Raw genomic sequence first — 15,135 nt, 5'->3', positions numbered from 1 at the left:
GAACTGTAGGGGTGCAAGGCTTGCACCCTTCTATCCTTCTATCTTTATCTTATGTATCTTTATTTAAACTGTCTAATTCAACCAAAGGAAGATTCTCAACTTGAGTTTGTTTAATCACGTCTTGATTCTCATGTTCTAGGACAATTCGACCTTGTAAATGAGGCATCAAAGCTGACCATTGAATATCACTCAATTGTCCAATTAATGAAATATTGGGTTCATCGGAAACTTCTAATTCTTCCTCCATCATCAGATTCATAATAATACTAGAAAGAGCTAAATCCGCTTCTTCCCCAGAAATATTACTACTATCTATGAGTAAAGTAATCTCGTTACTCTTAGGATGGGTGAGAACTGATTTAATAACTTGTGCTAAATCTGAACCGAGAGATTCTTCATCTTGAGTCCAATCTGGAAAAATAATCAGGTTAATTTCCCTTAAGTTTAAACGCAGCAAAGTTGCGTTAATTAAAGCCGAACTCACTCTATCAGCCATTTTTAACCAAGTGAATTTTTGAACTTGTTGCAGTCCTGTTTCGATAAGTTGGCGACGAACTTCGGGTTTTTGGATCTCACAAAGCGCATTCGCCATGACATTAATATCAGTCTCATTCACATAAATTGCTGCTTCTCCAGCTACTTCAGGAATAGAGGAATTTTTACAAGTAATTACCGGACAACCACAAGCCATTGCTTCGGCTACAGGCATCCCAAAACCTTCGTATAATGAAGGATAAACTAATGCAACGGCACCCGAATAAGCGATCGCAAGTTCTTCATCACTGAGTTGGAGAGGATGAACCACACAACCGGATGTAAACTGTCGATATTCTGCACTTAACCAGAGACTACTTCCACCTGTACAAACAATCTCAAATCCTTGTTTGCTGTAGAGTTGATCGAATGCTTGGAAGAATAAACCCGCATTTTTATAGTTACTTCCAGCACCGACTAAAATAAAGTAGGGTTTGGTAATTCCATACTTCATTTTAAATTGATTAATGTCGGCTTGACTATTGAGTGAAAAGACAGGAGAAACCCCACAATGAGCAACTGTTACCTGTTCGGGTGAAATTCCCGAAAAACACTTCACCAAATCAGAAGCGGTATTTTCTGAAATGGAAATATAGCCGGAAGCATGACGAATGGCATGATGTTTTTCTCGCCACATGGGTTCGTTGAAATCTGCACCCAACACTTCAGGAATCATATCATAAGCCATGAAAACCGATGGCGTTGAAATGGGGGTTGTGTAATAGGTTGAGATGAATAAATCTGCCCCTTCTTCGTCACAAATATATTGCAACATCATCCGATCTTGCTCACTATTTTGATAGTTATGTGCGGAAATTTTTCGATATCTAATTCCTGGTATTTTTGGTGCTGTTCCCATTCGATCAAGCACGACAATATTTCGGGAAAATTCTTGATTTTTCCAGGTTTCTAACAAAGATTTCCAGACCCTAAAAATACCTGTTTTATAATATTGAAAAAATATCCCGTCAATTGCTATTTTCGGCTTAATTTCATCTCGAAACATTCCCTGTAAATAATTTAAAATAATCGGAAAATCTCTATCTTTATCATACTTCAATTCGGAATCTAAATCATTAGTATACTGATAATCTATTAATTTTAAACCTTGGGATGTAAACAGTAAATTCCAAGGTCTAACATCTGCTACATTGTTAAGTTTGTCGAGTTTTTCAAATTCTTTATAAATATGATTGATAACGTTTTCTTGAAGCGGATATAGGATTTGTCCTATTTTAGCAACATCGTATAGCAACACACCAGGAATTAACTGAATATCTTGATTGAGGTGTGATTTATGTAGAACAGTTCCTTCATTACTTGCTTTTAAAATATATTTTCTAGGAGCCAAAGGATAGCCAATATAGGGAAAAATAGATTCTCTTTCGTAATTTGGTGAATCTGCATAGTAAAAAGATCTTTTCAAATGGGGGTCACAATGAGTATCCGACTGATAGCTAAGTTTATTAAATGACTGTTTAAATTGACTTATTTTTTCAAGGGTTAATTGAGTTTTTAAAACTTGTTTACCACAAACTTTTGATTCATCAGGATGTGGCATCTCAATTAACAAAGCTCTTGAGAGTTTACTAATTTCTGATAAAAATTGTTCTGCATCTTCCATGTGATGCAAAACTGAAAGTAAAAGAGTGACATCAAAATAAGTACAGGCTTGATTGGCTTGAACTAACCAATCAATACTAATATCAGACTGAACTAGAATAATATTTTCTAATTGTTCAATTTTTAATAGCTCTGCTTGAAGTTTAGCATAACTGGGTTGCTTTTCAACACTTAAAAATACATTTTCAGGAAAAAGTTTAGCTAGCTGAATTGTAAAAAAACCAACATTAGAACCAACATCTAAAATGGTTTGACCCGGCTTAATATAATTTTTGATAACTTCTAGTCTTTCCCACTCGTTCTGACGGACTCCTTGCCGAATTAAATTTCCTTTCACATAGATAGATTGATAAACCTCAGGTAAATTATTGATCAGGTTTTCAATTTTTTGAAAGTTGACTTCAGTAGATGATTCCATAATATTCTTATTTCTTTTTCAAAAAACTCGTTCGTTCATCCAAAAAATATTAAATTGCAGTCAATTGCTCCAATAACGCCTGATAATCTTCTCTCTCTGGACTCAATTTAACCAACTTTTCTAAAGGTTCAATCGCTCCTTTTGTATTATTCAGTTGTAGCCGAACATTAACCAAAGCTTCTAACGCAGTTAAGTTTTCAGGTTCTCGCTGTAACACACTTTGATAGCCTTTCTCCTGTGCTTTTAACTGCACTTCAGCAGACTCAACTTCTATAATTTCTGGTTGATTTTGTTGCTGCAAACCACTCTTAAACAGGGGAACAAGAGTAAATAACATTGAACCACCAAACCCAATTGTCCCAATTAATGCAATGAGCTTTTGTTTGCGCTGAAGACTGCGTTGACGCGACTGCATATATTCTCGTTCTGAACTGGTCATACTTTCCTCTCTCGGGTTGCTACAACTGCCTACTTCCTTAAACTACCCAACTTGTTCTCAAAAGCGATCGCGCTGTCCGACAAATCACGCCTCGAACTCAACCCGCTGCCTGAACTATCATAGATGATGTGCGATCGCCTTTTACTTATTTTACCGCGAAAATGGACGTTCAAAAATTTATTCAACAACTCCCGAACTTCTATGAAAACTGGGAACATGAGACGGTTCAGCCCAAATCCGATCAATTTCAACAGCGACTTGAACAAATAAATCCAGAAGTTTCTGTTAATTTCATGCAGTTGCTTAACGTTGCTGTGGAGTGTTTGGAAGCCTCGGAAATGTATTGTGAAGTTGGAACTCAGGACGGTATTTCATTGATTGCTGCATTGTTGGGTCATCCCGAAAAGATGGCTTATGCTGTTAGTGAAATTTCCGATAATGATAGTTTAGAACAACTTGTAGAAAATGTACAGCTTTTTAATTTAGAAGAACAGATTATTTTTTGTAATCAAGATTTTGAGTCTTTTTTATTGGAACTGCGGGAAGTTGAAACCGATTCTCAAATTGGAGTTTACTATTATCAAGCTTTATCGGATTATCGTTCGGTTTTGATGAGTTTGCTTTTGGTTCGGCCTTTTTTAGCCAATCAAGCAATTATTTTGGTTAATTCTGCGGATAAAGGTACGGTACAACAAGCGATTTGGGATTTTATGGCAGCTTATCCCCAATGTAAAATTTTATTAGACGGTTGTGACTCAATTAACCTGAATCAAATTTTAGGAACTGAAATTCAAGTGTTAAGTTGGAATGCTGAACAAACGTTTAACTATTCTGTTTCAAATTTTCAGGATCAACAATCTGAACAAGTTATTCATGCCATTCAAAGTTTACAACAGTTAGAACCCGAAGTCAATATTAGCCAAATTTATAATGAAGCCATTAACTCTCACGAACAAAAACAATACAAAATTGCCGAACAAAAATATAAAAAGTTCCTTCAATGGCAACCCAATCATGCTGAAGCTTGGCATCAACTCAGTATCCTTTATTATGAAGTCGAAAATTATCGAGAATCTGTTCAAGCGATTTTGAAATCTTTAGAAATAGATTCCTCTATTGCAGTTAGACATTATCATCTGGGATTGGGTTTAGAAAGAATAGAGAAATACTCAGAAGCTATTACCGCCTATCAAACCGCTATTGAACTTGATAATAGTTTAGTCTACGCCTATCAAAACTTAGGAAATTTGATTAAACAGCAGGGTTCACTCACCGAAGCCGAAGCCATTTATCGAAAAGCAATTGAGGTTAACCCGAACCACTGGGGAAGCTATCTCAACTTAGGAAATATTCTCTTAGAACAAACTCATTTTGAAGATGCGATCGCCATTTATCAAACCGCTTTAACCTTGAATCCTGAAGCCGTAGAAGTCCAACAAAATCTCAATCTTGCTGAAGCTGCAAAAGAAAATCCAGCACCTATTTATTATACCTTTGCTCAACAATATTATCAACAGGGAAAATACAACAAAGCCATTCAATTTTTTCAAAACTACCTCGAACTCCAACCCGGAGAAGTTGAACTCTATGCAACCCTGAGTGATTGTTTTAATCAAATTCATCAACCTCAAGAAGCCATTAAAGTTCTACAAACCGGAACTCAAGTTCATCCAACTTCTGGACAACTCCACTTTTCTTTAATTCTACAGTTACTTCGTCAGGGAGAAACAGAAGCCGCTATCTCTCAAGCCGAAACCGCTTTTAATTATCTTCCTAATGATTATACGTTTAAACTCCTCAAACATTTAATTGTTCCAATAATCTATCATCATCCTGAATCAATCAATTATTACAGAAAACGATTTGAACAAGAACTCCAAACCTTAATTCAAACCACTCGTTTAGAAACTCCCGCAGAAAGAGAAAGTGCATTTTGGGGTTTAAGTCGATGGACAAATTTTTATTTAGCCTATCAAGCCCATAACGTTGTGGAATCGCAAAAAAATTATGGTAATTTAGTTCATAATATTATGGCGGCTAACTATCCCAACTGGGTCAAACCGTTAACAATACCAAAGGTTGAACAAAAAATTAGAGTGGGATATGTCTCCCATTATTTACATTCCTATAGTGGCACTCTTTGGTTAACGGGATGGTTGAGATTTTGTAATCATAACAACTTTGAAGTTTACTGTTATTATACCAGCAATACTCCCGATCCAATCACTCAAATATTTCGTCAATATAGTGATATTTTTCATCACATCCCCGGAAACTTTGCAGCCGTTTGTCAACAAATCCTTGATGATCAACTGCATATTTTAGTGTATCCTGAAATTGGCATGGATGCACCGACAATGCAAATGGCGGCGTTACGTTTAGCACCCGTTCAATGTACGGCTTGGGGACATCCGGTAACAACGGGACTCCCAACGATTGATTACTTTTTATCAAGTCAATTAATGGAACCTGAAAATGCACAGGAACATTACTCAGAAACCCTCGTTCGTTTACCGAATATTGGGGTTGCTTATCCCCAACCCAAAGACATTCCAAATTTAACCAAAAGCCGTTCATACTTTAATATTTCAGAAGACTCTGTTCTCTATTTTTGCTGTCAAGCGCCGTTTAAATATTTGCCACAATACGATTATATTTTACCCGAAATTGCCCTAAATGTTCCTAACGCGAAGTTTCTCTTTTTACGCGGAACAATCTTAATCCCTCGTCTCGAACGTGCTTTTGCTGCTGCGAGTTTAAATCACGAAAATTATTGTATTCATCTTAGCATTCCTGAACGTTCAGATTATCTGATGTTAAATCTACTTTCAGACGTGTTTTTAGATACCTTTACTTGGTCGGGTGGGAATACGTCTTTAGAAGCGATTGCCTGCAATTTACCGATTGTAACTTGTCCGGGTGAATTTATGCGAGGTCGTCATGCAGATAGTTTTTTAAAACTGTTGGGAGTAACGGATACAATTGCTAAAAATGAAGCGGAATATATTAATATTGCGGTTAAATTAGGCTTGGATTCTGCTTGGCGACAGGATATTTCTCAACGAATGAGTCAACAACAGGATAACTTATTTGAGGATGAAACTTGTGTTAAAGCATTAGAGGAGTTTTATCGGCAGGTTGTTCGGAATTCTCAATAAAATTTAGAGTCTATTTACAACTCATCCCCTGCTTCTAACTGTTCGGCTAATTTCTGTAACGCATTTAAAAATTGTCGGATTTCCTCTTGAAATCGATGCCAGATAGAAGGATACTGTTCCATGAGTCGTTCTAGTCGAACTGGATCTAACTCAAAACCGTAAAGGTTGCGAACAATATGCCGAAAACCCAAATAATCTTGTAAGCGATTAATTGTGTCTTGACTCAAGACTTGAGGGAGTCCTTCTCGTTCAACTCCCATGCGATTTAAGAGTCGTTTATGCCAATCATAACTAGAGGGTAATATGCCATTCAACTCAGACGCGATTAATTGAAAAATACGTTCACAACCCGTATAAAAATTATGTAATTTTAAAGCAACGCTTTCATAAAAAATAGTAGCAAGTTCTGGAGTCCGACTCATCTCTTGCTGAACTTGATTGATCCCACTTTCTAAACGTCCTAAACGTTCTAACTCAACTTCAATATCAGTTGTCAGTTCCCGAATTTGACTTGCTGAAATCTGCCTCATAAATACATTCTCCTGTCTCAAAAACTCGTTGGCGAAAATGAGGTTCTAAATCTTCGATTGGCTTCAAGTCCACCCATCTATTTGTCTGGCGATTTACTTCAGATAATGCGGTGAAAAAATCCTGCTTTCTAATCCCTTCGACTGCAATATCAATATCAGACTCAGCCGTAAATTTATCTTTAACTAATGACCCAAACACAATCACTTTTGTGACCTTAAATTTATCCACTAGAACATTAACAATATCAACTAACTGTGAACGAGCTTGCATTACCATTCGCTGATTTTGCGCTTTTTGCTTGGCTTGACGTTCTCTCCAATATTGAATGTGATTACTCAAAATATTCGACCCTCATTTTTCTATAACACCTATTATATTACAACAGCAAGAGGCGATCGCACTACAACTGCTTTGGGTTTTATTCCGGAAAGTACCAAGTGAAGTATCCCGACTCTTGTGGGGGAAAATCTACACTTCCGAGGAGACAGACAAACTGTAATTATAGAACTATACGAAATTTCAACGAGGTAGCCGGATGCAAAACTTAGTTCAATCCTTCTATAATTGGTATCGTCACACACTGCGTAATACAAAATATCGTTGGGTATTGATTCTCGGAACGTTACTTTATCTGTTGAGTCCGATTGATATTGCTCCTGATTTTATCCCCATTATAGGATGGATTGATGATGGAATTGTTGCAACTTTGTTTGTAAGCGAAATTTCTCAATTATTACTCGAACGTCTTAAGAGTAGTCAGAATTCAGCCTCTACGGAAGTTGCTGATGCTGAGGTTGTTGATACTGAAAAAACGGTTGTTGATGTCACCGCAAGTTAGGTAAGCGTCAAGGGGATGAGTGCTTCCGCAGTGATTTGACTGTCTGAGAAAATTTACATCCCCTATTTTACTTTAAATTTTGTATTTTTGTTTGATTTGTTACTGAATTTTGAGTCTAAATTGGTTTTTAATTAAGTTCAAATCGTATCTTTGATAACAGATTAAAATAAAATTTAGATTGTTCTTAAAATAGAATAAATAATTTTCCTGATCTCTAGATTCTTGGTTTAAAATCTTAGCCACCTCTAGAGATATTATTTTTTGAATATGAAACGGTCGAACTTTTCCAGACGAGATTTTCTAAAAGCCGCTGCATTTGCCTCTTTTCTTTCGACTGTTGGAGGTCATTCTCTGTTAGCTTTGTCTGCTCCCAGTCGAAAATTAATTTCAACCCAAGAATGGTTAAGTGATAACATTTTTTTACAAGGAATTAACGCTCCTGTTTTTAAAGAACTCGATCTTGAAAACTTAAAAGTAACTGGGGAAATTCCAGCAGATTTGAATGGAATGTACATGAGAAACGGCCCCAATCCTTACTTAAAACCAACGAATTATCAATATCCCTTAGAAGGGGATGGAATGATTCATGCGGTTTATCTCAAAGAAGGAAAAGCCAGTTATCGAAATCGCTGGATTGTGACCAAGACTTTACAGCAAGATATGGAGGGAAAAGAACGACAAAATATGCCGCTTGTTAACTTTGCTAATACTAATATTGTACCCTATGGAGATAATTTATTAGCATTGTATGAAGTCGGATTACCCTATCAAATTTCTAGCGAATTAGAAACTTTAGGAGAGTGGGATTTTGATGGCGAACTTGAAGAAGCAATGACCGCACATCCGAAGGTTGATCCACACACAGGAGAGTTACATTTTTATCGTTATTCTCTGTTAGCTGCGCCTTACTTAGTGTATTATGTTGCCGATAAACAGGGGAAAATAATTCGTAAAACTCCCATTGAAATGGAATCTCCCGCACTCATACATGATACGGCAATTACTGAAAATTACATCATTTTCTTTCATTGTCCTCTAGTTTTTAATGTATTTCAAGCGCTCGGGGGTGGACTTCCGTTTGAATGGAAACCGGAATATGGTACAAAAATCGGGTTAATTCATCGCAAGAATGTTGATCAAAAACCAATTTGGATAGAAACAGAACCCTTGTGGATGTGGCATTTTATGAATGCTTATGAACAAGAAGGAGAAGTTGTTGTTGATTTTGCCTATCATAATCAAATAAAATTAGATCCCGCTACTGTAAATTCTGGAAAAGAAGTCAAATCTCATCTACAACGATTAATAATTAATCCCGAAGAAAAAACAGCTAAACATGAACCTTTAGATGATCGAGTCGTTGATTTCCCAACCTTTGATTTCCGTAAAACTGGACAACCCTATCGGTTTGGATATACACCTCACATTGATGTTGAATTAGTCGCACAAAAGCAAATTCCCAACTACTTCTCAGAACTAATTCAATATGATTTAGAACGGAAAGTTTCTCATGTTCATCGCTTTAAACCGGGACGTTATTGTGGTGAAGCGAGTTTTATTCCCAAACAAGGACAAGAAGCTGAAGATCAAGGATATGTGGTCACATTTGTCTTTGATGAAAATACAGCAACCAGTAGTTTAGTAATTCTTGACCCCGCTAATTTTGCTAGTGAACCTCTGGCTGAAATTCATCTTCCGGTTCGGGTTCCCAGTGGTTTTCATGGTAATTGGATTTCAAGCATAATATAATAGCAACATCGAGGTACACTATACTCAATTCCCCCTAAAATTGAGGTTCAAACTGATGGTTAGCCGAGGTCAAGGACTGATTTTTCAGATTTTGCTGTTGTATCTGACTGGTTTAATGGGACTCAGTTGGAATTTAGAAAAAGTAGGTGCATCGACTTTTATATTAGAACCTCCAACTCAACCCTCTCCAACACCTCAACCTCAACCAAAACCTACTATTCGTATCATTTTTCCGGCTTGGCAACCCCTTATTCCTCCCCTCGGCGAACCCACTCCTTATCTTCCTAAAAAGTCTGAACCCATACCTTTACCCGGTGATTTTTCAATCCCGTCTCATTATCTAGGAAGCACAATTTATCGAGTAGAAATTAATCAAAATGAAAAAGTCATTGCGTTGACGTTTGATGATGGCCCCTGGCTAGATACGTTAAAGATTCTGCACATTTTACAACAACATAATATTAAAGGAACTTTCTTTTTTCTAGGACAAAATTTGTCTCGACATCCAGAAATTGCTCAACAAGTGGTTAATCAAGGTCACGCCGTTGGCAATCATACTTGGAATCATCCCTATGAACCGATGAATACTGCTAAAGCTGCTGCTGAAATCGACAATACAACGGCGGTGATTGAACGATTAACAGGCGCTAAAACTCAGTTATTTCGACCTCCAGGGGGAATTTTAAATAATGGTGTGGTTGACTATGCAAAAAGTCAAAAATATGTAGTTGTGATGTGGTCAATTGATACAAAAGATTATCAACAACCCTCAGTAACAGTGTTAGCAAATCGGGTTATTAATCAAGTTCATTCGGGTGCTATTGTTTTACTCCATGATGGCGGAGGAAGTCGTCATCGTACAATTGAGGCGTTACCTCTGATCATTTATACTTTGAAACAACAAGGCTATCGCTTTGTTACTGTTCCTGAATTGTTGCAGATTCAGCAGAATTAAACATCGAACATTGCTGTAAAAATCTCGCTGGAATTTCGGGACGACTTCCCCAGTGTAGATGTAGATAAGACGCATGAAGATTAACCAATTGCCATCCTTCAGTGATTGTTTCATATTCTAGAGTTTTACCATAACGCTTCATTTTATAGAGGGGATTTGGGGATTCTAAGGTGAGTTCTGAACGATGAAACTGATGTCCGAAAATAGTGGTTTGTTTGGGTAATAAGAAACTTTCTTGTAGTGTATTGGCTTGATAATATCCTAATTTTAACCGTTTTCCCATCAAGGCTTTTGTCGGAAGAATCCCCACCATTGACCAAGATTTGTTCTCAAAATCAATGATTTCTTCACATAAATACATCAAACCTCCACATTCAGCATACGTTGGTATTCCTACTGAGATCAGATTTTGAACTGCTTTTTTAACTGATAAATTTTCGGATAACTGTTTTGCAAAGAGTTCGGGAAAACCACCCCCAAAATATAAACCCTGAATATTGTTAGGAATTTGAGAGTCATTTAGAGGACTCCAAAAAACCAATTCTGCTCCGAGTTGTTGTAAAATATCGAGGTTATCTTGATAATAGAAACTAAAGGCTTGATCACGAGCAACAGCAATTTTAACGGGATTATCAAGATCAGGTTTTGTAAGATTGGATTGAATATATCCTGTTTTTTGAGTTTTGAATAAGGGAAGGAGTTTTTCCCAGTTAAAACAGTCAGTAGCTAAATCAGCGAGTTGATGAATTAAAGTTTGTAATTGAGGAAGTTCATCGGTGGGAACTAAGCCTAAATGTCGTTCGGGGAGATGGATTTGATCTTGTCGTCGCACAATGCCAAGAATGTCGATATCTAAAGGTTCTAGTGCTGATTTTAAAAGTTCTAGATGACGATCACTGGCGACTTTATTTAAGATTAAACCTGCAAATTTAAGTTGAGGATTGAGTGTGGTAAAACCATGAGCAATCGCGGCGACTGAACCGGATAAGCGACTACAATCGATGACTAATAAGATGGGTAAATTGAGTATTTGAGCAATGTGAGCGGTAGAGCCTGTAGGGGTTTGATGAATGAGGGTTGAAACTCCGTCAAATAATCCCATAACGCCTTCGATCAGAGCATAATCAGTATTTTGAGTATGACGAGTAAAACACTGTTTAATATAGGGTTCTGATGTCAGAATGGGATCGAGATTGCGACAGGGTTTTTGAGTCACAAATTGATGAAACATGGGATCAATATAATCAGGGCCAACTTTAAAAGATTGGATATTGAACTGGTGGTGTTGGAGATAGGCTAAAAGCGCAAGGGTAATGGTTGTTTTACCTGATCCACTCCGATCCGCAGCAATAATCGCGGTCATTTTTGATTTCTCCTTGAAAATACTTAGAGTTGATGTATTTAATTTTACCAGCTAGGGTTTGGTATAAAATTAACAACTCAAGTCTAGTATAAATATCTAGAAAATTTACTTGACTTTAAGCTGTATTATTTGAGACAATGATGTTAGAATCTAAAAAAAATGAACAGCTAAGAATAAATGAATTGGAGATGAATAAATATAAATAGAAGTTTAAGTGAGATGAAGACGGATTCGCTAAAAGGAAGTGAGTTGAGGGTCAATCTACAAGAAAAGATTAAAGCGATCAAAAACACAAAAACTTGTGATTTATATCACACCTAGAGTCTGCCCAGGCGATCAAACAAGCTATTCAATCTCCATAAAATTTGCTAACCGTTCACAATTTCTATCCCATAAAAAACCACAGAAAGCTTTAAGTGAGAGCCATGTTAAAGTACAAAAGAAAGAATTTCTTTGAACCCTTAAAAAGTAATGCGTTATTTGATCGGTTGCCCCCAGAGGTGCAGCAATGGGCGCAGAGTTTACCCTGGAACGAACGGCGCTATGTTCTATCCTTGTGTTATATATTGTGCGGTTCCTCTCCGGAGAAGCAAGCCGAGTTTTTAGACGAATATACAGCCGACGGTTTGGTGTCCAAACTTTTAGAAGATGTTGATACCTTACAACGAATCAAACGGTATTTAACCTGGTTTAAACTCGACACCAATTTGAATGAATCTCTTTTAAGAAACTATATCAAACAGTTTTATGTTCACTCCGCTCAAGATGCTCGTTGTCAGCCTGAAGAATATCTCGAATCTGCGTTGAGACTGGCTTTAAACCCCGAAGACAAAGATAAAGTGTTCTATTATGTTTTAGGGTTTGAGTTATTAAAATTAATCTTTAATATGAGCTGGCTTCAGCATGAACGCTTATCCCGACTGCAAAAAAATCCGGATGATTTCATCCGAAACTATATTAAACCGATTCAGAATACACACAAACTCAATGGTATCGTCGTTCCCAAAGATGAACGAATATTCTTTGCTCGGAGAGATTATTTTGTCAAGAAACCCGATATTTCTCCCCGCAAACTCACGGAACTAATTCTGGTTACCTTTACAACCGATCAGGTGATCAATTGTGGCTTTTCTGTCACCCGTCATATTCGTTCTGTAGAATTTGACTATGACTATGTATTCAATGCAGTGGAGGAATCAGAAAGTATCTTTCCTTGGGAATGTGAATCCATGATAGGATAATTAGAGTTAACGCCGAGAGAACAAAGGCGAGAATCCATAACATCTGAATCAAGATCCCTCTACCTCGCTCTAAGTTCAGATTGCGCCCCAACCTCCGGCCCGGAAACGCAGAACTGAGGAACTAACGTGCTATTGTCAAAAGGCTTTGAAGTAGAAATGTATACTGGCACTCCTCAAGGAGAAGTAGTCGGCCTTTCAGATCGGATTGTCGCTGAACTTGAGGGATTTGTGCGAGAACCCGATAGTCGTAATGTCGAGTATACCACCGCGCCTTTGTGTAACTATGATCGCCTATTATGTGCTTTAGTCAAGCCTCGGCGATCGCTGCGATCGGCTCTCAAGCAATGGGGAAACTATACGCTCATTCCAGGAAGTACCCTATCTCTGGGTGAAAGTGACTGTTTTTATCGCTCCGATCCCAATAATCCTTACCATACTCATATCGAGGAAACCTACGGCACCACGGTCGTCACCGCTAGTATTCACATCAATATTGGCATTAGTGACCCAGAACTGTTGATGAAAGCCATTCGCCTCGTGCGAGTGGAAGCACCGCTCTACTTAGCGTTGAGTGCTTCGTCTCCCTTTCTCGATGGTCAACCCACAGGCAACCATTCCACCCGTTGGTCTGTCTTTCCGCAAACCCCTGAACACGTTCCCCTATTTGAAAGTCATTCCCACTATATTGACTGGACAGAGGAACAACTGGCTCTAGGAACCATGTACAATGTGCGTCATCTGTGGTCATCGGTACGACCCAATGGCGATCGCCGTCCCTACAACCTGAACCGCTTAGAACTGAGAATTTGTGATCTGATTGTCAACCCCGTGGCTTTACTAGCTGTCACTGCCTTGATCGAAGCGCGACTGTGGCAAATGTTTGAAGATCCGAGTCTTGACCCCCTCGAACAAAGTAATTTTCCAGCCAGTACCCGAGCTTCAGACTTAGTGACCTTAACCGAAGAAAACGAAGCAGCAGCAGCGCATCAGAGTTTAGAGGCTTCTCTACGACATTGGAAAAACGGTCAAGTGATTTCAGCTCAAGATTGGATTACCGAACTCTATCAAGAAGTTTGGCCTGTCGCTAAACGGCGAGGCTTTAGCTGCTTTTTGTCTCCGGTGAAGAAAATCTTACAAGAGGGAAACACAGCTCAACAGTGGTTAAAGTTGCATCAACAGGGATTAAGCAGTCGCCAGGTCATCCAACAAGCGATCGCGGAGATGGAAAAACAGGAAGAAGAATTTGAAGACAAATTGTGTCAACCGCCTCTTGTGGCTTGAGCGTGATCATCGTTTAGAATATCTTATCGGTGGGTTGATTCTTGAAATATAAAAAAAAACTATGAATTCCGGTCAAAATGAACGCATTCTGAACGGAGAATTTATTATTCCTCTATTTTCATAGAGGTTACGGGCTGAGAGTAAAAGATTGATCCTGAATTATCCATGCCGCGAGTTGTTTTGATTCAACCTCAGATTCCCCCAAATACAGGCAATGTAGCTCGAACTTGTGCCGCCACCCGTACAGAGTTACATCTGGTTGGGCCGTTAGGATTTGAAATTAGCGATCGCGATTTAAGGCGAGCTGGCCTCGATTATTGGCCCTATGTTCCCTTAAAAATACATTCCTCGATTGAAGCCTTTAAACACTATCACCAATATTGGGGAGGACGCTGGATCGGCTTTAGTAAGCGGGGTAAGCAGAATTACGCTCAGTTTCAGTATCAAGCCGATGACTGGTTATTGTTTGGACCCGAAACCACAGGGTTATCCCCCGAACTCCTCTCGGCTTGTGATGTGACCACTTCAATTCCGATGCGTGAACCGGGTGTGCGGAGCTTAAATCTGTCTGTGAGTGTTGCAATTGGCTTGTTAGAAGCAGGTCGCCAATTGGGTTTTTTGGATCAATAGTTCCCCGAAAGTGAGGGAATTTTGCAGAAAAGAGGGGTGATTCCCACCCCAGAATTGGCCAGGATAGATAATTTTTTTTTATAAATACCCGGATTTAGGTTCCCTTGATTCGTGATAGATTTTATTCATCTAAAAATCGCTCTTTTGTCGAGGTGATCAGCCTCAACGCTTTACTCCTCGGGGAATTGATCCTAGAGTAAAGTCAATAAACTTGAGGTGAGCATCAAGCTTATGAGTTAGACCCAAGAGAAAAGAGAGTTGTACTTTTCTCAAGAGTTAGTGTAGATTCACATCTGGACTCTTAATTAATACATTATGTGTCCAATTGTGAACATCACTGAACAGTTAGGCTGGTATTGTTGATCATCGATTCTG

General features: G+C 38.3%; 12 protein-coding genes. 7 read left to right on the top strand and 5 right to left on the bottom strand.

The genetic code is table 11. From position 1 onward, the window contains the following. Positions 1-49 precede the first annotated feature (49 nt). Both L8106_RS12625 and L8106_RS33620 read right to left on the bottom strand, forming a co-directional pair. A complete protein-coding gene (locus tag L8106_RS12625; protein ID WP_009784696.1) occupies positions 50-2,575 on the bottom strand; it encodes a glycosyltransferase in 2,526 nt (841 codons plus the stop codon). 49 nt (positions 2,576-2,624) lie between these two features. Next, positions 2,625-3,014, bottom strand: coding sequence for a tetratricopeptide repeat protein (locus tag L8106_RS33620; RefSeq protein WP_009784695.1), 390 nt, complete (start codon positions 3,012-3,014; stop codon positions 2,625-2,627). Between the two features lie 161 nt (positions 3,015-3,175). Here L8106_RS33620 and L8106_RS12615 point away from each other — a divergent pair, with 161 nt between their 5' ends. Continuing rightward, positions 3,176-6,172, top strand: coding sequence for a tetratricopeptide repeat protein (locus L8106_RS12615; protein WP_009784694.1), 2,997 nt, complete (start codon positions 3,176-3,178; stop codon positions 6,170-6,172). A gap of 14 nt (positions 6,173-6,186) precedes the next feature. Here L8106_RS12615 and L8106_RS12610 read toward each other — a convergent pair whose 3' ends face one another. Both L8106_RS12610 and L8106_RS12605 read right to left on the bottom strand, forming a co-directional pair. Beyond that, positions 6,187-6,702, bottom strand: coding sequence for a hypothetical protein (locus tag L8106_RS12610; protein WP_009784693.1), 516 nt, complete (start codon positions 6,700-6,702; stop codon positions 6,187-6,189). After that, a complete protein-coding gene (locus tag L8106_RS12605) occupies positions 6,659-7,042 on the bottom strand; it encodes a nucleotidyltransferase family protein (RefSeq protein WP_009784692.1) in 384 nt (127 codons plus the stop codon). The genes L8106_RS12610 and L8106_RS12605 overlap by 44 nt, the downstream gene beginning before the upstream one ends. A gap of 196 nt (positions 7,043-7,238) precedes the next feature. On the opposite strand from L8106_RS12605, the gene L8106_RS12600 reads away from it, so the two are divergent. The 3 genes from L8106_RS12600 (at position 7,239) to L8106_RS12590 (ending at position 10,245) form a co-directional block, all read left to right on the top strand. Further along, positions 7,239-7,541: a YkvA family protein gene (locus L8106_RS12600; protein WP_009784691.1), complete on the top strand. Its 303-nt coding sequence runs from the start codon at positions 7,239-7,241 to the stop codon at positions 7,539-7,541. A 267-nt stretch (positions 7,542-7,808) separates the two neighbouring features. After that, positions 7,809-9,290 (top strand): carotenoid oxygenase family protein, encoded by a 1,482-nt coding sequence (locus L8106_RS12595; RefSeq protein WP_009784690.1) that lies wholly within the window; start codon positions 7,809-7,811, stop codon positions 9,288-9,290. Between the two features lie 55 nt (positions 9,291-9,345). Further along, positions 9,346-10,245 (top strand): polysaccharide deacetylase family protein, encoded by a 900-nt coding sequence (locus L8106_RS12590; RefSeq protein WP_009784689.1) that lies wholly within the window; start codon positions 9,346-9,348, stop codon positions 10,243-10,245. Here the strand turns inward: L8106_RS12590 and L8106_RS12585 are convergent. Further along, positions 10,208-11,608: a cobyrinate a,c-diamide synthase gene (locus L8106_RS12585; RefSeq protein ID WP_009784688.1), complete on the bottom strand. Its 1,401-nt coding sequence runs from the start codon at positions 11,606-11,608 to the stop codon at positions 10,208-10,210. The genes L8106_RS12590 and L8106_RS12585 overlap by 38 nt on opposite strands. Positions 11,609-12,033: 425 nt before the next feature. On the opposite strand from L8106_RS12585, the gene L8106_RS12580 reads away from it, so the two are divergent. The 3 genes from L8106_RS12580 (at position 12,034) to L8106_RS12570 (ending at position 14,760) form a co-directional block, all read left to right on the top strand. After that, a complete protein-coding gene (locus L8106_RS12580) occupies positions 12,034-12,849 on the top strand; it encodes a hypothetical protein (protein ID WP_009784687.1) in 816 nt (271 codons plus the stop codon). Positions 12,850-12,975: 126 nt separating this feature from the next. Then, positions 12,976-14,130, top strand: coding sequence for a glutamate--cysteine ligase (gshA, locus tag L8106_RS12575; RefSeq protein WP_039896181.1), 1,155 nt, complete (start codon positions 12,976-12,978; stop codon positions 14,128-14,130). A 165-nt stretch (positions 14,131-14,295) separates the two neighbouring features. Continuing rightward, positions 14,296-14,760, top strand: a complete 465-nt coding sequence (locus tag L8106_RS12570; protein WP_009784685.1) for a tRNA (cytidine(34)-2'-O)-methyltransferase — start codon at positions 14,296-14,298, stop codon at positions 14,758-14,760. The last annotated feature ends 375 nt before the right edge of the window (positions 14,761-15,135 follow it).

Source organism: Lyngbya sp. PCC 8106 (assembly GCF_000169095.1).
Lineage (GTDB): Bacteria > Cyanobacteriota > Cyanobacteriia > Cyanobacteriales > Microcoleaceae > Capilliphycus.
The sequence above is the reverse complement of the archived record's forward strand: the minus strand, read 5'-3'. Positions and strand labels throughout refer to the sequence as shown.